13 protein-coding genes and 1 tRNA gene are annotated in these 20,592 nt (G+C 40.3%); 5 read left to right on the plus strand and 9 right to left on the minus strand.

Features of this window, described 5'->3' with window-relative positions; all coding sequences use genetic code 11:
- Nucleotides 1-4 precede the first annotated feature (4 nt).
- On the minus strand, nt 5-1,333 hold the full coding sequence (locus MQE36_RS06150; protein ID WP_242938296.1) for an MATE family efflux transporter: 1,329 nt from the start codon (nt 1,331-1,333) through the stop codon (nt 5-7).
- Entirely contained in the window at nt 1,330-1,842 is a 513-nt protein-coding gene (locus tag MQE36_RS06155; RefSeq protein WP_242938297.1) for a GNAT family N-acetyltransferase, read from the minus strand. Before MQE36_RS06155 ends, MQE36_RS06150 begins: the two co-directional genes overlap by 4 nt.
- An 88-nt stretch (nt 1,843-1,930) precedes the next feature.
- Here MQE36_RS06155 and MQE36_RS06160 point away from each other — a divergent pair, with 88 nt between their 5' ends.
- The 4 genes from MQE36_RS06160 to MQE36_RS06175 all read left to right on the plus strand — a co-directional run bounded on the left by MQE36_RS06160 (nt 1,931) and on the right by MQE36_RS06175 (nt 6,549).
- Nucleotides 1,931-2,728: a universal stress protein gene (locus tag MQE36_RS06160; RefSeq protein ID WP_242938298.1), complete on the plus strand. Its 798-nt coding sequence runs from the start codon at nt 1,931-1,933 to the stop codon at nt 2,726-2,728.
- Between the two features lie 7 nt (nt 2,729-2,735).
- Nucleotides 2,736-2,809, plus strand: a tRNA-Ala gene (locus tag MQE36_RS06165).
- A 113-nt stretch (nt 2,810-2,922) separates the two neighbouring features.
- The gene (locus MQE36_RS06170) at nt 2,923-3,636 is read left to right on the plus strand and encodes an SDR family oxidoreductase (protein WP_242938299.1); all 714 of its coding nucleotides are present in this window, start codon (nt 2,923-2,925) and stop codon (nt 3,634-3,636) included.
- 84 nt (nt 3,637-3,720) lie between these two features.
- The gene (locus tag MQE36_RS06175; protein WP_242938300.1) at nt 3,721-6,549 is read left to right on the plus strand and encodes an NPCBM/NEW2 domain-containing protein; all 2,829 of its coding nucleotides are present in this window, start codon (nt 3,721-3,723) and stop codon (nt 6,547-6,549) included.
- A 4-nt stretch (nt 6,550-6,553) separates the two neighbouring features.
- Here MQE36_RS06175 and MQE36_RS06180 read toward each other — a convergent pair whose 3' ends face one another.
- From MQE36_RS06180 to MQE36_RS06195, 4 genes are all read right to left on the minus strand, one after another.
- A complete protein-coding gene (locus MQE36_RS06180; protein WP_242938301.1) occupies nt 6,554-9,325 on the minus strand; it encodes a PD-(D/E)XK nuclease family protein in 2,772 nt (923 codons plus the stop codon).
- Nucleotides 9,326-9,389: 64 nt separating this feature from the next.
- A complete protein-coding gene (locus MQE36_RS06185; protein ID WP_242938302.1) occupies nt 9,390-10,733 on the minus strand; it encodes an OmpA family protein in 1,344 nt (447 codons plus the stop codon).
- Between the two features lie 115 nt (nt 10,734-10,848).
- Nucleotides 10,849-12,042 carry a glycine C-acetyltransferase gene (kbl, locus tag MQE36_RS06190; protein WP_242938303.1) on the minus strand — a complete coding sequence of 398 codons (1,194 nt, stop codon included), beginning with the start codon at nt 12,040-12,042 and terminating at the stop codon, nt 10,849-10,851.
- A gap of 68 nt (nt 12,043-12,110) precedes the next feature.
- Nucleotides 12,111-15,233, minus strand: coding sequence for a UvrD-helicase domain-containing protein (locus MQE36_RS06195; RefSeq protein ID WP_242938304.1), 3,123 nt, complete (start codon nt 15,231-15,233; stop codon nt 12,111-12,113).
- Nucleotides 15,234-15,353: 120 nt separating this feature from the next.
- Here MQE36_RS06195 and MQE36_RS06200 point away from each other — a divergent pair, with 120 nt between their 5' ends.
- Nucleotides 15,354-15,962: a superoxide dismutase gene (locus MQE36_RS06200; protein ID WP_242938305.1), complete on the plus strand. Its 609-nt coding sequence runs from the start codon at nt 15,354-15,356 to the stop codon at nt 15,960-15,962.
- Between the two features lie 193 nt (nt 15,963-16,155).
- On the opposite strand, the gene MQE36_RS06205 is transcribed toward MQE36_RS06200, so the two are convergent.
- The 3 genes from MQE36_RS06205 to MQE36_RS06215 all read right to left on the minus strand — a co-directional run bounded on the left by MQE36_RS06205 (nt 16,156) and on the right by MQE36_RS06215 (nt 20,575).
- Complete coding sequence (locus MQE36_RS06205) at nt 16,156-17,052, minus strand: carbohydrate kinase family protein (protein ID WP_242938306.1); 897 nt, start codon at nt 17,050-17,052, stop codon at nt 16,156-16,158.
- Nucleotides 17,049-17,837 (minus strand): HAD-IIA family hydrolase, encoded by a 789-nt coding sequence (locus MQE36_RS06210; protein ID WP_242938307.1) that lies wholly within the window; start codon nt 17,835-17,837, stop codon nt 17,049-17,051. The genes MQE36_RS06205 and MQE36_RS06210 overlap by 4 nt, the downstream gene beginning before the upstream one ends.
- Before the next feature lie 839 nt (nt 17,838-18,676).
- Nucleotides 18,677-20,575, minus strand: coding sequence for an amidophosphoribosyltransferase (locus MQE36_RS06215; protein ID WP_242938308.1), 1,899 nt, complete (start codon nt 20,573-20,575; stop codon nt 18,677-18,679).
- Nucleotides 20,576-20,592: the final 17 nt, after the last annotated feature.

Raw genomic sequence — 20,592 nt, forward strand, 5'->3', positions numbered from 1 at the left:
GGTACTAAGTTACGGCTTTTAAATATTTTCTTCGGAACTTAATGACTAAAGTTATACACCTGATCAGCATCCAGACTACAAAGGCAATCCAGATACCATAAAGCTTTAATCCAATGTGGTCTGTGATTAATAAGGCAGGCCAGAACCCAAGAAATGTAGCTGCCAGTAATACGTTTCTAAGATACGCTGCTTCTCCCATTCCTTTAAACATGCCGTCAAACATAAAGGCAATGGCATTGATCGGTTGCATTAGTAATACGATCCAGAATACAGATGAAAATAACGTGAGCACGGCAGTTTCTTTGTTGAATATCAATCCGATATCACTATAGAAGATTCCGCAAATAATCATCAGCATAATGGCAATAATGGTTGAGTACAAGCTAATGTCTCTACTAAGGTTCCATAGTTTTTTGTATTCTTTTGCGCCGAGAAGTTTCCCCGAGATGGCATTCCCTGCATTGGCATAACCATCAATAAAGAAGGAGAAGAATAGCCAGATATTCATTAAGATGCTTTGGGCGGCTATGTAGTTCTTTCCGTAGTCTGTTGCATAAGCATTAGCCAGGTAAATGGCGAAATTCAGAGCTGCGGTTCGTACAAATAGATTGGCACTCATTATGAGAAGTCCCTTCATTTGAGGGTTTATGCGCTTTTTGATCTTTAGACCAAATGGAGTTTTGGTAAAAAAGAAATATAGTGCCATAAGCAACATAACCAATTGCGATATTATACTGGCGATAGCAGCGCCTTTCAGGTGGAGAGGAGGAATTATTCCATCAATCCCATAAACAAGAATATAGTCTAAAACTACATTCAGAAGTGCTCCGGTGAGACTGCATTTCATGGCCCAAAGTGTATTCTGGAGGCCTCTGAATACTCCGAAAACAGCAAAGGTAACCAGGGTTAGCGGATAGCCCAGGGCTCTCAGTTGATAATAGGTTGCGGCGTAATCGAGTATGAGACCATCGGCATTATACATTTTAAAAATACCTGTAGCAAACCAGGCGGTGGAAGCATAAATAACAATACTGAACAGGAAATTAAAAAGGATGGCTTGTGGAACCAGGGTTTTAACAGCATGCAGACGGTTCGCTCCCAGATGTTGTGATACAATAGAAGAAATTGCAGTTTTCGTCTGAGCGACTACCCAGATGATTGCCGATAAAAAAGACCCTACGATGCCGGCGGCAGCTAAGGCTTCTACCGGATTTTCATCGACATTTCCGATAATAGCAATGTCTGTTAATGAAATAAGAGGTTCTGCTATTCCGGCAATTATTGCCGGAATAGCCAGTTTGTTTATTTCTTTAAATGAAATTTTATGTTTCAACCTAGTAATTTCTCGTAACAGTAAAAGGGATGTTCGCTCTTTTCCGGAAAAAAGATCTTATCCAGACGTTTATAGCCGCGAAGTTCGTAAAATTTTTGATTGCGCAGATTTTTACTGAAGGTATCGAGTCTTACAGACTCATAACCATTTTGTTTGGCGTGATCTTCGGCATGATCCATAAGCATCTGTGCGTATCCTTTTCCCTGATGGTCCGGATGCACCGCCAGGCGATGGATGTAGATATGGTTACGGTTGTTTGATGTTAACCATTTAACCGGTTTGTAAACATCGTCCATAATAGTGGATATAACGATGGAACCGATAACGGATCGATCATCGTTTTCAAGTACGTACAGTTCATTTCTCTCAATGTCTCCTTCAAAAGCCTTTCTGGAGGGATAATGTTCATTCCATTGAAAAATACCATTTTTGATCATAAAATCGGCACATGCCCTTGTCACTTTTAAGAGCTGATCTATGTCGCCTGTGTCTGAGATCCTTATATTCATTTGTGAGCAGCAGATTTGGTTATTGCTTCTTTTGATTGTTTTTGTATCTTTTGCTGATTTTTCACCAAAACTTAAATCGACAAAAACTATGAAAAATATTCTGGTTCCTATAGGAAGCAACAAAAATATGAAATCGATCTTACAGTATGCCATAGATTTTGCATCTGTATTTAATGCAAAAGTATATGTGTTCAGAGCATATCAAACCATGTCGGCTAAAGCCGGATCCATAAAAAACATAGATAGTGTTATAGAAAAGAACGAGAAGGATGAATTAGAAGGGGTTTTAACTGACGTCGATAGTAAAAATGTTCAGGTGATTACTGTTTTAGGGAAAGGAGATATTGTAGATTCGGTTGATGGGTTTGTGAAAAAATATAATGTAGACCTAATGATCCTTGCGCCCAGGAGTAATTCTATTAAAGAAGAAGTCTTTTTGGGAAAGACATCCGGCAAACTGATTAAACATACGCGTATACCGGCATTGATCGTACCTGAAAATTTTGAGTTTAAAAAAATCGATTCTGTTTTGATGGCTTTTAAATCGGGAAAGGTAAATAATCCGGCTTCATTGAGTCCTTTAAATAACATTATGGAGAAATTCAATGCCAAAATAGATGTGTTATTGGTGAAAACCCCGGATCATACTCCCGATGATTTGGTGGTCCATAAAGATCTTGACCGGATAAAGAATTCGATGCAAACCACTGAAAATGCGACTACTTTCCAAGGTGTGCTGGAGAATATTCACTCTTACCACCCGGATATTTTATGTGTTTTTAGAAGAAAACGCGGATTTTTTACCAAGTTATGGGAAAAAAATTTAATTTTGAAGCGCGAATTTCACTGTAGTATTCCATTACTGGTATTGAACGGTAGAAATTAAACTTAATGGGGATGTAGCTCAGCTGGCTAGAGCGTTTGACTGGCAGTCAAAAGGTCGTGGGTTCGACTCCCATCTTCTCCACATCAGGCCCATGAAGGATATCCTTCATGGGTTTTTTTGTTTAACAAAACTATAACCGTCTTGCTTTTCTTCTCTACGAAAAGCATTTTATCTTTATAAAAAATGATACAATTATGAGTTTAACAGATAAAGTGGTGTATATCACCGGAGGAACAAAAGGAATTGGATATGGGATAGCAGAAGTCTTACTCCATTCCGGGATGCGAGTAGCTATTTCGGGGCGAAAACTCGAAGATGCTCAAAAAGCGGCTGAAAGTTTAACCATCGACAGCAACAGGGTGCTGGGTATTGCATCTGATGTTACAAATCTTGATGATGAACAAAAAGCAGTAAAAGCCATTATTGATAAGTTCGGACAGCTGGATGTAGTTCTGGCCAATGCCGGGGTAGGACATTTTGCCCCGATCGATGAGCTGGAAGTTGCTAAATGGCATCAAATGATCAATACCAATCTTAATGGCGTTTATCATACTTTGAAGGCCTCTGTGGAAGCGCTAAAGGAATCTAAAGGATATTATATTACTCTGGCAAGTTTGGCCGGAACCAATTTCTTTCCAACTGCAGCAGGTTACAACGCTACTAAATTTGGGGTTGTTGGTTTTACCCAGGCGGTTATGCTCGACCTGAGACCTTATGATGTGAAGGTGAGTACCATTATGCCAGGTTCGGTGGCTTCCCATTTTAATAATAATGAGCCGGGAGAAAAAGATGCCTGGAAAATACAACCTGAAGACATCGGTAAACTGGTAGTTGACCTGTTGACAATGCACCCAAGGACACTGCCTAGTAAGATAGAAGTCAGGCCGTCAAGACCCGACAAAAAGTAAGAGTTTTGTTTTATAAATATATTTATGTTTACTATTTGTAAAAAATAGATATTTTTGGGACTTATGGAAGTAATAATATTTAATATGAATAAAAACATAAGTCTCATTTTTTTTCACTTCTTTATGATACTGTTTTTTGTTTCGGGAATCAGTTTCGCCCAGACACACAAAAACAAGGTTTCTCTTTCCGATCTTGATTTGGAAAAAGTAGTTCAGTCTTATTGGACCCCCCTGAAAGATAAAGCCGTAACGTCAGAAAGTATAAAAGTGAATGGTGTAGCCTACGCTAAAGGGATAGGGGTTCTGCCTGAAAGCAAAGTTTTTGTATTCCTCAATGGAGAGTCTCAGTATTTTAATACCAAAGTCGGGATCCAGGACAGGGGTAAATTGCCAGGAAACCTTAAGAGCAATGCCTTGTCGGATGGAAGCAAGCTTTTCTACACAGAAGAGGATAAGGGAAATGTGTTTTTTGGAATTGGAGAGACTCCTGAAACCATCGGAAAGGGGAGCGTCAGGTTCTCAGTGAAGGGTGATGGTAAAATACTTTGGAGTAGTGATGTAATATTGGGAGGAGATTCAGCAGTAGACGTGGCTGTTGATGTGAGTCATGTGAAGGTGCTGGAGCTCGTGGTAACAGATGGCGGCGACGGAATATCAGGAGATCATGGAGTATGGATAGCCCCTGCCATAACTTACAGTGGGTTTGAACCGGTTTTAGTGGATGAGAGTTATTTGAGCCAGATAAATGATCTGGACAGGAATTATGAAACCGTATTAAAGCCGCTTGTCAGCCGTTTGCCGATAGGAACACCTGAATTGGTAAATGGCGTGAAAAAAGATTGGTTAGTGAATGAAATCAACCTGGAATCGAAGATATTTAAAACAGATGATGCCAGATCGATTGTGATATCAAATGGTTTGGTTAGCAGAACCTTTAGGGTAACTCCCAATTGTACGACCACGGCATTTAATAATCTGATGACCGGAGAGCGATTGTTAAGAGGTGTAGGCCCGGAAGCTGTGGTAGAAATCGATGGAATGGAATATAATGTCGGTGGCCTGGATGGTCAGAAAGAATATGGATACCTGAAAGACGAATGGCTCCATCAGATGTGGAGTACTCCCAACTCGTTTCAGTTGGAGCGTTTCGAGATATCTTCTATAACCAATCGTATTAACTGGCCCAACAAACGGTGGTCGTTAGCAGCTAAAAAAGCAATAAAAGGGAAAAGTATTGTCTTTGTGTATAAGCATCAGGACTTCCCGGAACTTACTGTAAATGTCCATTATAATATTTATGATGGGATTCCCCTGCTTAGTAAATGGATATCCGTAGACAACAAAGGAGAGCAGGTTGTCCTTAATTCTTTTAAAACGGAATCTCTGGCATTTGTTGAAGCTGAAAGTGCTGTAGAGCGTTCCGGCGGATCAGAACATTGGGAGTTGCCCAACATTCATATTGAAAGTGATTATGCTTTTCATGCTATGAGCTTTAAAAGTTCAAACAAGGTGGTGCATTGGTTGCCCGATTCCCGATATACGTCGCAGGTAAATTACCCGAGACAGACACCCTGCCTGTTGGAGTGTAAACTTCCTGCGGGGCCGGATGAGACGATAGAAAAGGGGGGTGTGTTTGAGTCTTTTAGGGTATGGGAGCTGCCTTTTGATAGTGACGATAAACAAAGAAAGGGACTTTTTACCAATGAGATGTATAAGCTGATTGCCCCCTGGGTAACGGAAAACCCGATGTTTTTACATTTAACAACTACCGACGACGAGAAAGTAAAAGCAGCTATCGACCAATGTGTTGAAACAGGATATGAAATGGTAATCCTGAGTTTTGGAAGCGGACTCAATATGGAAGATACTTCGCCTGAAAATATTGAGAAGTATAAGGCGCTGGCTGATTATGCACATGAACGTGGAATTGAACTGGGAGGATATTCTTTATTGTCGAGCAGGTGGATCAGTGATGAGGTGGATGTTATCAATCCGGAAACAGGAAAAAGAGGCGGGGTAATACACGGTAGTTCTCCGTGTTTGAACAGCCAATGGGGAATAGCTTATTTCGATAAGCTAAAAACCTTTTTTGAGAAAACGGGGTTCGATCTGTTGGAGCATGACGGATCTTACCCGGGACAATATTGTGCTTCAACCAGGCATGTGGGGCATAAAGGCCTGGAAGACTCCCAGTGGAAAGCATGGAAGCGAATTACCGATTTTTATAAATGGTGTAATGAAAAGGGGATTTCATTAAATATTCCAGACTGGTATTACCTGAGTGGTAGTAATAAAAACAGTATAGGCTATAGAGAGGTAAACTGGTCTTTGCCACGGGAAAGACAGATTATTCTGGGGAGACAAAATATTTACGATGGTACTTTTGACCGGTTGCCGGGTATGAGCTGGACCTTTGTTCCTCTTACACAATATCATGGTGGAGGAGCTGAAGCAACTATAGAGCCGCTGAATGAAAACTTGTCGACCTACGAAGCGCATATGATGCAAAATTATGGTATGGGGATACAGGCTTGTTACAGAGGCCCAAGACTGTATGATACGGAGAAAACGAAGCATAAAGTGACGGAGGTAGTTCATTGGTATAAAAAATATAGAGAGATACTCAATTCACCGATAATTCATTTAAAAAGAGCAGATGGGAATTCACTTGACGGTATGCTGCATGTAAACCCAAGCCTTAAGCATAAGGCGTTGGCAATGTTTTTTAATCCAACGGACCAGGAGGTGGTTACCACGGTGTCATTACCGCTGTATTATACAGGGTTAACAGATAGGGCGGTTGTGCGTATCGGAGAAGGAAAAAAGAAGTCTTATAAACTAACCCGTGATTACCAGGTGGCTATTGAACTGGCAGTTCCTCCCAAGGCCAATGTTTGGTTGGTTGTAGAGTGATTTTTTAAATTTCTTTTTCGGTTATAGGGATTTCTTTATCAAAAAGCTCCCGGATAAGTTTCTTAAGCTGGTCTTCAAATGAAGATCGTATGTCACCGGTAATAAGGTGTTGTTTTACGGCACCACTACCGGCTTTGTCTTTTTTGGTGAACTTTAAAATCCCTGCATTTAAATTCTTAAAAGAAATGATTCCTGCTTTGACAGCTTGTGAATTGGCAGGATCCTTTTTGTGCATCATATACGCATAGCAGAGAATCTGAAAGGCTTTGCTATATTTATAGTCGGTAATAAGAGAGCTCCAATCCACCACTTCGAGGTCCCGTTGTTCTACCTTTCCTGTTTTGTAATCAATAATGTTAATGGTTCCGTCTACTTCTTCAACCCTGTCTACAATGCCCTTCAGGTTGATGGGAAAGTTAAGACCGTCAATATCGATATTGGTTTTAAAGTAGATTTCGTTAGAGAGGATCTTTATTTTAAGTCCTGATCCGAGACGTTTCTTTTCGAAGTTTAAAAAATTAGAAACATATCTTTTGGCAATATGATGGCTGATCAGGTTTTTTCCCCGGCTATAATCACCGCCCTTATATTCCTTTTCGAAAAAGAATGAAATGGTTTTGTCTACGAGGGTACTCATGTTGTTTATGTGGTCTAATGTAAGAAATGACCCTTCTAACGGTTTGTATAATTCTTCAAGGGTATTGTGAACGATAGTTCCCAGGGTGTTGGCTGCAACTGTTTCTTCTACTTCTTCAATGTCCCTGATACCCAGAATGGTCTGATTGTAGAAATCGACGGGATTCCTTACGTAGTTTGTCAATGATGAAGGAGAAAAGCCCTTTTCGGCGGCAATTTTTAAGTCTGAAATAAGCTGATCGGTCTTATTTATTTCGGTGGGTTGTACGGCATCGTTTGCAACAACCGGACTGGCGATAAGCTCTTTTAAATTATGTTTTTTTTCTTTAAGCATGGATAATTGCAGCAAAAACCTGCTCTTTTCACCTCCTTCCAAGGCATCAGGTTCTGTGTTGTAAAGCAAGCAGATGTTTTTAGCCCGTTGTAATAATCGATAGAAATGATAAGTGTAAATGGCATCTTTCTCCTTGTATGTCGGTAACCCGAATGCTATCTTTATGTCAAAAGGGAGAAATGAGTTGTTGCTCTTTCCTGAAGGAAGAACACCCTCGTTCACTGCGCTTATAATAACCGTATTGAAGTCAAGGTTCCGGCTTTCTAATACCCCCATGATTTGTAATCCGTGCAATGGCTCTCCCTGGAAATCGATACTTTCTTTTACTAATAATTCGTTATAGATTCCTTTTAGTGAGCTTATATCAGAAATGGTGTTATAGTTCTGGTTAAGAACTTTTAACTGATTGAATACCGAATAAAAGCGATAGATGTATTCAAGATATAAGGTGTTTCTGTTTTCCTTGTTGGTATATGACTTTTTCAGGAGCAAGCATAATTCAATTAAGACTTCTATGGTTTGTGTGATATCCTGAGCCGGAGCTTTCGGGAAAAGCTTTTCGAATATCGCTATGTCCTCCTTGTCAATCATGTTGTATATCTGATCGGGTGTTATGTAAACCAGGTTTTGTCGATTGATGAGGCTTGTGATGTTTCCGGTACTTTTGCTGTCACTGAGTAATTGCCGTGTAGTAGTGTTGGCAAGTAGCTTTAATACATCTTTAAAGTACCATTTTCCATTATCTTCTTTTTCCAGGATGTTTAAGACGCTATAGAAAAAGGAGGTTACCGGTGTTTCTTTGAGTGGGAGTCCGCTTGTTATATTTGCTTCGGAAACCTGTTCCGGTAAAGAATTTAAGATAGGAGTGAGTAATGATTCATTTCCCATTACAACAGCAGTACTGTTCAGGTGACCCTGGGAGTTGTGCATGCTTTGAAGTGTGTTGCCTATGTAGCTTGCTTGTCCTATGTTTTTTGGGATCCCGACAATTTGAATGTTTTTCTCTTCAGAAAAGTGATTCGATAAATATTTTATAGGATGTTTTTTAAAATAGTCCCACTCATTTAGATACCTTCTTATAAAAAGACCGGCATCGTGTTCCTTATTTTCTATGAATGATTGGTCGATGTCCCAATATATTTCTGCTTTTGCACTTGATAAGAATTTCTGAAATATAACGGACTCAGCATTGTTTAAGGCATTAAAGCCGATAAAGTAAAACTTTTTATTACTGTTGTTATCAATAAAGTATTCAAGGTTTTCAATGGCCTCGCGATATACCAGTCCTTGATAACCCATATTATTCTGTTTAAGTCTTTTTTGAAGTTCGGTATAGTACTCTCCGAGCTTGTCCCAAAATTTCAAATAATTGATCTGAAGTTCTGTTTTTTCTTTTTCGAGCGTCCAGTGATTTAATTCTTTGACGGAAGACAGGTATCCGAAGATTTCTTTATCGTTAATAAGATACCGGTCAATTTCATTAAAGTCCTGAAGTGCTGTCTGTGCCCATTTGCTGAAGTTGTAAAAGCTTTCATGCTCATCGCTTGGATGAAGCTCTTTAAAAACCTCATAGAATTCGAATAAGATAGTGAGGTTTGAGCTTAGCTTGAGGTTTGCCAGTTCTTCGATGAATGATTCGATAGAAGTGATCTCCGGTGAAAACTGGGTTTTTGATGATATGGATAATAATTCGTTTTTTAAAAATGTACCTGCTCTTTTGCTCGGTAGAATGCAAACTACGTTTTGAAGCGAATTATGATCGTTTATAATTTCTGCTGCGATTTCAGCAATAAAAGATTTTACCATGATGGTAAAAATAAAAAACGCTCCGAATTTCGGAGCGTTTTTGTGAAATATAATTTACTGTGAATTAGTTTTTCACCAAGTTGATTTCAACTCTTCTGTTTTGACGTCTACCGTCTCTTGTAGCGTTAGAAGCAATTGGCTTAGACTCACCGTAACCTTCAGAAGTTAATCTGTCAGCAGAGATACCATTTGATTCTAGGTAAGCTTCAACAGCGTTAGCTCTTGCTTTAGATAATCTCATGTTTAGAGACTCGCTACCAGTGCTGTCAGTATGACCTTCAATGTGGAACTTAGAATTAGGATATTCTTTAAGGATATTGATGATATCGTTAAGAACCTTTTGAGACTCAGACTTGATAGTAGATTTACCTGTGTCGAATAAGATTGTCTTAGCGTACTCGTTTAAAGCTTTTTGCACAGCTTCTGTTACTTCAGGACAACCTTGGTTGGCTACAGTACCAGGAGTATCAGGACATCTGTCATCTTTGTCTAATACACCGTCACCATCTCTGTCCGGACAACCGTTAGTAGATGCAGGACCGGCAACATCCGGACACTTGTCATCTTTATCAGCAACACCGTCACCGTCTCTGTCTGGACAACCGTTTAATTCTTTAAGTCCCGGAGTGTTAGGACATGCGTCATCTTTATCAGCAACACCGTCACCGTCAGAATCAGGACATCCGTTTAATTCAGCAGGACCGGCCTCGTTAGGACAAGCATCTTTAGAATCTTCGATACCGTCACCGTCAGAATCAGGACAACCGTTGAAAGCTGCTAAACCGGCAACTTCCGGACAAGCATCATCCTTGTCGTAGATACCATCACCGTCAGTGTCAGTTCCACCAAATTTGATAGAAAGACCTACCATGTGCTGGAAGTGAGGCGCTAATCTGTCTTCGAAAGAATGCTTGTAAGAAGACTGAGCAGTCAAACCAAGGTTTTCAGTAAACCAGTAGTTAAGACCAAGACCTCCGTTAACAGTACCGGCACCTAACTCGTCAATCCAAGTGTAACCACCACCAACTTCAATGAATGGATCCAATTTGGTTTCTTCAAGGAAGTTGTACTTGATAGTACCGTCGATTCCGTAGTATGAAAGGTCATCTACGTCTACATCTCCCCACTTATCAATCTTGTTAAGTGACCCGCGAACTCCAACTGAGAACTTATCACCTACATTTCTTGAAACTGCAACATAAGAGATGGAAGGTAAAATGTTCCAGTGATCTTCTACGTTGAAGTACTCTGCAAACCAATCACCCATACCAGGTTCGTTAGTTGGATATACGTCAACTGCGTTCACACCAAAACTAAGTTGCCATGGGTTGTTTTTGTCTTGCGCATGTACGCTGCTTAACCCTACAAAAAGTAAAGAAGCAACTAAAATTTTGCTAAGATGTTTCATGTTCAATTATTTGATTTTAAGTGTTAATTAACGACAAATGTAAGTTGTTACAACTTATTTAACAAAAACAAATATATAAATTTTTTGTTAGCATCGTGAGAAATCTGGCAATCAATTAAATGATTTCGAGTTCTTCGGCAACCTCTTTGAATGCTGAAATAGCCTTGTCGAGATGTTCTTTTGTGTGGGCAGCAGACAACTGTACCCTGATCCTTGCTTTGTCTTTCGGAACTACAGGATAGAAGAATCCTATGACATAGATTCCTCTTTCAAGCAGCTTATCTGCCATGACCTGAGAGAGTTTGGCATCGTATAGCATTACGGGTATGATAGCTGAATCACCGTCAATGATATCCAGTCCTGCCTCCTTCATACCTTTTTTAAAGTATTCTGTATTCCATTGTAGTTTGTCTCTGAGTTCGGTGTTGTCCGACAGCATGTCAAAAACCTTGATGCTGGCACCTACGATAGCCGGGGCTAAGGAGTTGGAGAATAAGTAGGGTCTTGAGCGCTGACGGAGTATTTCGATAATTTCTTTTTTTCCGGTTGTATAACCGCCCATGGCGCCGCCTAACGCTTTTCCGAGTGTACCTGTTATGATATCGATTCTGCCCATGACCCCTTTTTCTTCCAGGGTCCCTCTTCCGGTCTCGCCTATGAAGCCGGCTGCATGGCATTCATCAATCATTACCAATGCATCGTATTTATCGGCCAGATCACAGATTTGATCGAGAGGAGCAACCAATCCGTCCATAGAAAATACACCATCGGTTACAATTACTTTAAAGCGGGCTCCACTTTCGTTAGCCTCTTTTAATTTTTCTTCGAGGTCTTGCATGTTGTTGTTTTCATATCGGAAACGTTTAGCTTTACACAGGCGTACTCCGTCTATGATGGAGGCGTGGTTTAACGAATCTGAAATGATGGCGTCTTCCGGCCCCAGCAGAGGTTCAAATACGCCGCCATTGGCATCGAATGCAGCCGCATAAAGGATGGTATCTTCCGTACCGTAAAAACCTGCGATTTTTTGTTCCAGTTCTTTGTGGATGTCCTGGGTTCCGCAGATAAAACGCACTGATGACATTCCAAAGCCGTGAGTATCCAGAGCGTCTTTGGCTGCCTTTACGACTTCCGGGTGAGAAGAAAGTCCTAAATAGTTGTTTGCACAAAAGTTGATGACCTCCTGGCCGGTAGAGATTTTGATCACTGCATCCTGAGGCGTTGTAATGATTCTTTCTTTCTTGTACAATCCGGCATTTTCTATTTCCTGAAGCTCGTTTTGAAGATGTTCTTTAATTTTTCCGTACATATTTCTTTCTTTGATGGTTGTTTAATTTAATCCTGTACAAAAATACTAACTACTTTGCAAAGCAGTGATCAAACCTCGATTATTTCTACCTCGTCATTGATAAATACAAGAAGTTTTCTTTCTACTTCATAACCAATATCCTTTAGAGCTTGCGCATAGGTGTTTATCTGACGGATGTAACGATCGCTTGTATTTCCTGTTTTGTAGTCGATAAGCACTGCTTTATTATTTTTAATAACGATTCTGTCCGGACGTAATGATTGGCCGTCAGCAGTATAAATTTCTTTTTCGTTCAAAACAATATATTCATCCGAAAAATAACGGGTCAGGTCTTTATGGTGTATCAGTTTATGTAGCATATCTTTAGCGATATTTAGCTCTGCCTCGTCGTAAATACCCTTATTCAGGGCTTGTTCTGTTGCTTCGTCAAACTGACAGGAATATTTGATTCCGGCAAGTAAATTATGGTATAGGTTTCCTCTTTCGATCGCTTTTTCCTGATGGGTGTCCCATAATGATCCGGTTTTGGTAACGAGTTTTAGCCTGGAGCGGTTTGATTCATTGATGGAGAACGGGACGGTTTCTTGTGCTGATTCTTTCGAGGCTTTTGCTGAAACACGTTCCGGATTACCAAAAGAGTAAATGTACTGATTTTCATTCCAAAGGCCCTTGCTTTTAAGGAAGTTGATAAAAAGGCCGGAAAAATAATTCAGTGACTCTTCTCCTTTTTGGCTGATGTCTTTGCGGGTGATGATGTAGAGCCTTTCGACAGCCCTGGTCAATGCAACATACAATACGTTGAACTGATCGAGCTCCAGTTTCGATTGGTCTTCATTGTACAGGGTTTCCCCGGGTTCACCGTAGGAGGCCATTTTTTTATTTTTACTTAATAAGGCAGATTTTATACTGAAAAGGTCTTCGTGCAGAGGGTGCCAGATTTTAGGATCAATCTCTTCGTAAATATTGGAGTGAGCAAAAGGGAATATCACAATCGGAAATTCCAGTCCTTTTGATTTGTGGACGGTCATTAATTGTATGGCATTCAAGCCTTCCGGGGCAACAATACTCAGGGTGTCTTTTTTCTTGTCCCAGTAATCGAGAAAATCAATCAAGTTGCCCTGGTGTTGCTGGCTGAAGTCGAGAATAACATCTAAAAAATATTGTAGATATGCGTCGGATGCATTGCTCAGTTCAAAACTGTTAATGGCATACATAACTGCATTCAGAAGGGGAAACTCTGTAAAATCGTTCGTTTCAAACCCTTCTTTTCTTAAAAGAGAATCAAAATCGTCAATCCCTTCTTTGATAAAATTGTGTTTGTCTGTAATATTCTTCTTTTCTGCGAGGAAATGAAGCAAGTGTACCTGTACTTCTTTGTTCTCGGGGATAGCGGCATACTGCATCAGGTTGGTCAGGAAATGTATCTTACGGTTGTTTTTAAGCAAGAGAGATTCAGAAGAAACTATAGGGATGTTCTTTTCGGTTAAAAAATGTGCTATTGACAGTCCTTCTTTCTTTTTTCTTGTGAGAATGCATATGTCTTTTAACTCATATCCTCTTGCGATCAGGGAATTGATGGTTTCCAGCGTTGCCCCGCAATAATCAAGTTCGTCTGACGATTCTTTTTCAAGGAGCTCGATATTTACATATCCCCCTTTTTTGGTGTTGATTTCCTGATGACTTTTATTTTTGAAAAGGTCGCAATATTCGGGCTTGGTTAAATGTTGTGATATATGGCGGAAAAAATCATTGTTGAATATGATGATCTCACTATAACTCCTGTAGTTTTTAGGAAGGTTCTCGACCTCTTTTTCAACCTGAAACGGGTTAAAACAATTGTAGAGTTCAATAAATTGTTCGGCTTTGCCCCCTCGCCATCTGTAAATAGCCTGTTTGGCATCGCCAACGATGAGCAGGCTTCCTTTCTTGCCGGATAAGGTTTCTCCTTCCAGCGCGTTTGAGATGAGCGGTTGTATGTTTTTCCACTGCATTTCTGAGGTGTCCTGAAATTCATCTGCGAAAAAGTGTTTGTATTTTTCGCCGATACGTTCATATATAAAAGGGGCCGGTTGGTTTGATATGGCTTTTGATATGATCTCGTTGAAATCTGATATCAATAATATGTTTTCGTCTTCTTTAAGTTTTTCCAATTCCTGATTGATGGCATTCAAGAGAGAAAGCGGAATCAGGTTTTTATAGAAATTATCGAGGAAATCCAAATGAAAGACCTTCTTTTTGATTTCAAGAAATACCTGATGCAGTCTTGGAGCAAGGCTGTCTATTGCTGAAGCAGTTTCAGGATCGGTGGCTTTTTTATACAGGTTGCTGCCGTTTTCTAAATTCTCATCCAGCTTGTTGTTGTATAGTTTGTCGAGGTTATTTCCTTCAGAGATACTTTTGAAATGATTGTATAAAGTACCTCTTAAAAAGCAGGAAGCATCCAGGTTGTTGTTGTGCAGTTCTTTCAGGACCGACAGCCCTTGCTTTTTAATATCTTCATTTAATCTCTTTCGCAGCGTTTTTATATGTTTGGCCAGATTCGAAAAATCTTTTAGTGATTTATCGTTAATCTCGTTTACGTGCTCCAGGTGTGTTTCGTTGGTAAGGAGCCGGCCTATTTGGTTAAGGTCTCGTGTGATGTCCCAGCTTTTGTCTTCATCAGCCTTTTCCAATGCAAAATCAATGAGCGTTTTTGTGAGCAGGTTATCTTCACCGGCTTTGTAGATTAGGTTATCTACTGCCTGTTGCAGTATGAGGTCAGTATCTAATGCCACTTCAAAATTTGATGGAAGTTTTAGGTCAAAGGCAAAAGTTCTTAATAACCGATGATTGAATTTATCGATAGTGACGATATCGAAAAATGCGTAGTTATGCAGAATTCTTTGTAAAGTCCTCGAAGCTCGGTTGTGTAGTGTTTTAGCGTCGGTGTTCAGGTCGTTTTTGATGGCCAGGAACATATCAGAGGGAGCGGTGAGAATCTCTTCAGCAGCAAATTCTTTTAAGTTTTCCACGACCCTGGTTTTCATTTCGGCAACAGCTTTATTGGTGAAAGTAATGGCCAATACCTGTTTAAAAGTATCAGGGCTATTGTTTGACAGGAGTGTTTTAAGATAGTTTTTAACCAGAGTAAACGTTTTTCCTGAACCTGCCGAAGCATTATAAATTAAAAATTGTGGAGTCGTGGGATTCAATGCGAAAATTTTATTGCAAAATAATGAATCTTTATAAGAAGTTAACGATATATTATCTGTGATTCCTTAACTTTGAGCTAAGTTTGATTCACTAATTATTAATTTTTAAAAATATAAATCATGGCTTTTGAATTACCGAAATTACCGTATGCATACGATGCATTAGAACCAAATATTGATGCACGCACTATGGAAATTCATCATACCAAACATCATAACGGATATACAAACAACTTAAACGGTGCGATTGAAGGGACAGGTTTGGCAGGAAAATCGATTGAAGATATTCTGACAGGGCTGGATATGGATAATGGTGCTGTTAGAAATAATGGCGGAGGGTATTATAATCATAACCTGTTTTGGGAAGTGATGTCTCCGAACGGAGGAGGAGAGCCTTCAGGGGAGCTGGCTGCTGCCATCAATGATGCATTTGGATCTTTTGAAGCTTTTAAGGATGCTTTCTCTAAAGCTGCGGCAACGAGATTCGGATCAGGCTGGGCATGGCTTTGTGTTCATAAAGGAGGAAAGGTAGAGGTTTGTTCTACTCCTAATCAGGATAATCCTTTAATGCCGGGTGTTGGTTGTGAAGGGTTTCCGATCTTAGGGCTGGATGTATGGGAGCATGCCTATTATTTAAATTACCAGAACAGAAGACCGGATTATATTGCTGCATTCTTCAATGTGGTAAATTGGGATAAGGTGGCAGCCTTGTATGCTGCAAACAAATAATACAAGCCTGATGTAAGGGTAAAGGTTGTTGCTTGCTTCTTAAAACATCAGCTTGATTTCTTGAGGTATTGTTTAATGACAGTGTTAAGAACTGGCAGTTTCTGTTTGTTCTTAACGCTGTTTTTTTTGATGTCATATCCTGAATCAAGTTTTGGTATCTGTGATGAACGGACATGAGCCGGGGCGGCGGTTTTCATTTTTTGGTTGCCATCAGAGCCCGTATTTCCGGGTCTTTTACATTTGGATTAGCTCCTTCTTTTGAGGCTACCAATGCGCCTATGGCACAAGCATGATCCAATGCAGTGTGAGGAGCTGTCTTTTGCATGAGCCCGGTTATTAATGCACCCAGGAATGAGTCTCCTGCGCCTACCGTATCGACAACACTGACGGTGTATCCCGGATGTGAGTAAAACTTACCGTCCCAATAAAGAACTGCCCCCTCAGGTCCTCTTGTAACGCAAACAGAGTTGGTGTTCGATTTTTCAGAGATGAATAAGATGTTTTTTCGGATGTCTTTTTCATTCGAGCCCAGGTGCCCGGACAGTTCTAAAAGTTCGTTGTCATTGAGTTTTATGAAATCTGCTTGCTGCATGAGTGTTGTAAGGGTCTCGAAATTGTAATGGGGTTGTCTCAGGTTTACATCGAATACTTTGTAGGGAGCTGTTTTCAGGATGTTTAAAAGCGTTTGTCTTGAAACTTTGTCTCTGCAAATTAAACTTCCGAAAACAATTACATCTGTATTCTCGATTGCTGCTTCACTTTCCCTGCAAGAGTCTATTTTATCCCATGCGGCCGGATAATCAATGGAGTAGGATGCGTTATTTTCATTGTTTAATGTAACCGTTACTTTTCCGGTAGGAAAATCGTTTTTGAGCTGTATATTTTTTGTGTCTATCCCATTTTTATTTAAGAAAGATATCAGTGATTTGCCATTGCTGTCATTTCCGACAGCGCTTATGATGCTCATCTTGCATCCCAGGGATTGCATTCTGAGTGCAACATTTAACGGAGCGCCGCCGATTTTCTTTTTATCGGGGAATAGATCCCATAAAACCTCGCCAAAGCATATTCCTTTTATAGGGAGAGTCATTGTCCGTGTTTTAATGCCATGGCAGTTTCAAGGTCTATAGAAGCTACTGAATCTACAATCATATCAGGTTTGAAGGCATAATCGTCCAGGATGTTTCTTTTGGACACGCCCGAAAGTGTTAGAATAGTAGTGTAGCCCAGCTGAACCCCTCCAAGGATATCGGTGTCCATCGTATCTCCGATAATAATGGTTTCCCTGGCTTCGAGTCCCAGGTATTTGCGGGCCGACCGCATCATTACCGGACTTGGTTTGCCTACGGAAAAGGCTTTCTTTCCGGTAGCCTCTTCGATCATGGCAACAACTGCTTTAATTCCTAAATTAGACCAGCCTTTCTTTTTTGGTGAAGGGTCTAAATTAGTTGCGATAAGCTTTGCTCCGGCAAGAATCATATCAACGGCATTGTTTACCATTTCCAGGGTGAAGTTCCTGCCTTCACCCACCACTACAAAATCAGGGTTTGAGTTGGCCATGGTATACCCTTGTTGCAAAAGGCTTGTTATGATACCGCCTTCGCCTAATACGTATGCAGTGCCGTTTGGTTTCATAAAGGAAAGAAAAGAAGCTGTGGCCATTGCGCTGGTATATACATTCTCTTCTTTTATTTTAATACCCATCCGGGCTACTTTGTTTACCGTGTCCAGAGGTGTGCGCTGACTGTTGTTGGTCATAAACAGGAAAGGAATGTTTTCTTTTTGAAGTGTTGCTATAAATTCATCCGCACCCGGGATCATTTCATCACCACCATAAATAACACCGTCCATGTCGATTAAAAATCCTTTTTTCATGTTTGTCTTTGTTCTTAATGCTTCCGTAAAGGTAGTGATACATTAAAAAAGAAGGCATGTGGTTTGTGGTAAAAGTTAAGGCGATTCCCATGATTTGTGTTATTGTAAAATCAGGCGGTATTTAAGCTTGAAAGCTGTAATGTTTTAGTAGTATTTTTGATAATTAGCCTTGAGGGAGCAGTCTGTTATGGATAGTATGTAAAAACAGAAAGGCAGGAATAAATCCTGCCTTTCATACCCCAAATCTTACCATGAACTTAACCTACTTATGCTATGGTGATGTAAATGTACTATGTAGGTATAGGTGTGTTAAAATAAAACAGATGTAATACCTAAAATTTAGACAAAATGAATTTACAGGGGAAAGATTAAGGTTTCAGGCTTATGGATGGGATTGAAGATAAGGATTCGGTTTCACAAAAGGCAGGGGTTTGAGTAACTATTTTTAGAAACTCGACACCCGGCTAAAAAATCCCGAATAGAGGGGTTGGTGTAAAGTTGCGATGTTGTTGGGAAATACCTGTGTTTAGGCCCGGCATGGTATGAGAGGGTATGGGGTGTTTGTGCTCGGGGTTTTTAACTGCTCCGGAATGTAAAGAAGGTGTTTTTGTTTTACCTGAAATGACATCAGGGGTGGTGTCCGAGATGGTCTTAACCGGCTGAAAATAAGAAAGGCAGGAATGAATCCTGCCTTTCTTGCCCCAAATCTTACCATGAACTTAACCTACTTATGCTATGGTGACAACAAATGTAGATTAAAGAGGATTCTCACACAGAATCAATCCGATAAAGTGCAAAAAAACCCGATGAAATACATAGTGGTTAAGTCCTGTATTCTTTTAATAAGCTCGTTCTTTATTTCCTTCGTAAAAGTTTATAAACGCTCGGTTAACCACGCGATTCCCGCCGGGAGTAGGGTAATCGCCGGTAAAATACCAGTCTCCAAGGTTTTTCGGGCAGGCTTTATGAAGGTTGTCGACAGACTGGTAAATAATCTCGACTTCAGCATTAATACCTTCCGGGCTTAATAGCGAGGCTATTTTATCAGATATTTCTTCGTCGGTAAAAGGATCGTAGATCTTTTTTACGACATTCACCACATCTATGTCCTTGTAGTCAATCTGTCCCTGGCATTCTTTGTATACGTCCTCTACAATATGATATGTGTTCCTGTCTTTGTGTAATTCGAGAGCAGCTCTGAATGCTACCAGGTCTTCAAGGCGTGCCATGTCTATTCCGTAGCAATCCGGATATCTGATCTGGGGAGCTGAAGAAACGACTACGATCTTTTTAGGATGAAGCCTGTCCAGAATCCTTAGAATACTCTTTTTGAGTGTGGTTCCTCTTACGATACTGTCGTCAATTATAACTAAATTATCTGTAGGTTTTACAGATCCGTAGGTGATATCGTATACGTGAGCTACCAGATCATCTCTGCTGCTGTCTTCAGTGATGAAAGTCCTTAGTTTTGCGTCTTTAATGGCGATCTTTTCGATTCGCGGACGGGCAGAAATAATCTCGTGAAGCCTCTCTTTGGTAATCTTGCTTCCTTCTTTCAGGATCAGCTCTTCTTTCCTTTTGTTGAGATAGTTCTGAGCTTGTTTAACCATACCGAAGAAAGAGGTCTCAGCGGTATTTGGGATGTATGAAAACACCGTATTGTCAAGGTCGTCGTTTACACTTTCCAGTATTTTAGGCAGTAATAATCTTCCGAGTTTTTTGCGCTCTTCGTATATTTCGGCATCACTTCCCCTGGAAAAGTATATGCGCTCGAAAGAACATGCTTTTCTCTCTAGTGGCTTTAGGATTCTTTTAAAAGAAACGCTGCCATCTTTTTTGATGATGATGGCTTTTCCCGGGTCTAATTCGTGGATGTCTTCAAATTCAACATTAAAAACGGTTTGAATCACAGGCCTTTCAGAAGCTATTACAACTATTTCGTCGTCTTTATAGTAATATGCTGGTCTGATTCCCGCAGGGTCTCTTAATACAAAAGCATCACCGTGTCCCAGAAGCCCGGCCATAGCATAGCCTCCATCCCAGTTTTTGGCAGCCCTTTTCAGGATCTTTGCTACATTTAACCGTTCTGCAATCAATGGAGAAGCTTCCAGCTTGGAGTATCCCTCCTTTTTAATTTCTTTATATAGCTTGGCAACTGCGTCATCTAAGAAATGTCCGATTTTTTCCATTACGGTAATGGTGTCGGCTTTTTCTTTGGGGTGTTGCCCGAGCTGGATCAGGTTATCAAACAACTCATTAACATTGGTCATATTAAAATTTCCTGCCACAATAAGGTTGCGGTGCATCCAGTTGTTTTGTCTTAAAAAAGGGTGTACGCTTTCGATGCTGTTCTTTCCGAATGTGCCATACCGCACATGTCCGAGCATCACCTCTCCCAAATACGGGGTATGTCTTTTCAGTTTCGAAATGTCGTCCTGATAATCCGGGTTTTCGGTAAGTGTATTGTTTATTCTGGAATTGATCTGATTGAAAATATCCTGAATAGGGGTTTGCTGGTTTGAGCGCACACGGCTCATATAGCGTTCTCCGGGCTTCATGTCGATCTTGATACTGGCAAAACCGGCACCATCTTGTCCTCTGTTGTGCTGTTTCTCCATCATCAGGTACATTTTATTGATTCCGTAAAATGCACTTCCGTATTTTTCCTTGTAGTACTCCAGTGGTTTTAAAAGTCTTACCAGGGCAATTCCGCATTCGTGTTTAATAGCGTCACTCATTGTTGTGTTCTTGTGTT

The organism is Zhouia spongiae (assembly GCF_022760175.1).
GTDB classification, from domain to species: Bacteria; Bacteroidota; Bacteroidia; order Flavobacteriales; family Flavobacteriaceae; genus Zhouia; species Zhouia spongiae.

Excerpts from the sequence above, each read along its gene's own strand:
- MQE36_RS06180 (WP_242938301.1), bottom strand. The coding sequence starts at position 9,325 with ATGGTAAAATCTTTTATTGCTGAAATCGCAGCAGAAATTATAAACGAT.
- MQE36_RS06200 (WP_242938305.1), top strand. The coding sequence starts at position 15,354 with ATGGCTTTTGAATTACCGAAATTACCGTATGCATACGATGCATTAGAA.
- MQE36_RS06170 (WP_242938299.1), top strand. The coding sequence starts at position 2,923 with ATGAGTTTAACAGATAAAGTGGTGTATATCACCGGAGGAACAAAAGGA.
- MQE36_RS06210 (WP_242938307.1), bottom strand. The coding sequence starts at position 17,837 with ATGAAAAAAGGATTTTTAATCGACATGGACGGTGTTATTTATGGTGGT.
- MQE36_RS06155 (WP_242938297.1), bottom strand. The coding sequence starts at position 1,842 with ATGAATATAAGGATCTCAGACACAGGCGACATAGATCAGCTCTTAAAA.
- MQE36_RS06205 (WP_242938306.1), bottom strand. The coding sequence starts at position 17,052 with ATGACTCTCCCTATAAAAGGAATATGCTTTGGCGAGGTTTTATGGGAT.
- MQE36_RS06175 (WP_242938300.1), top strand. The coding sequence starts at position 3,721 with ATGAATAAAAACATAAGTCTCATTTTTTTTCACTTCTTTATGATACTG.
- kbl (WP_242938303.1), bottom strand. The coding sequence starts at position 12,042 with ATGTACGGAAAAATTAAAGAACATCTTCAAAACGAGCTTCAGGAAATA.
- MQE36_RS06185 (WP_242938302.1), bottom strand. The coding sequence starts at position 10,733 with ATGAAACATCTTAGCAAAATTTTAGTTGCTTCTTTACTTTTTGTAGGG.
- MQE36_RS06215 (WP_242938308.1), bottom strand. The coding sequence starts at position 20,575 with ATGAGTGACGCTATTAAACACGAATGCGGAATTGCCCTGGTAAGACTT.
- MQE36_RS06160 (WP_242938298.1), top strand. The coding sequence starts at position 1,931 with ATGAAAAATATTCTGGTTCCTATAGGAAGCAACAAAAATATGAAATCG.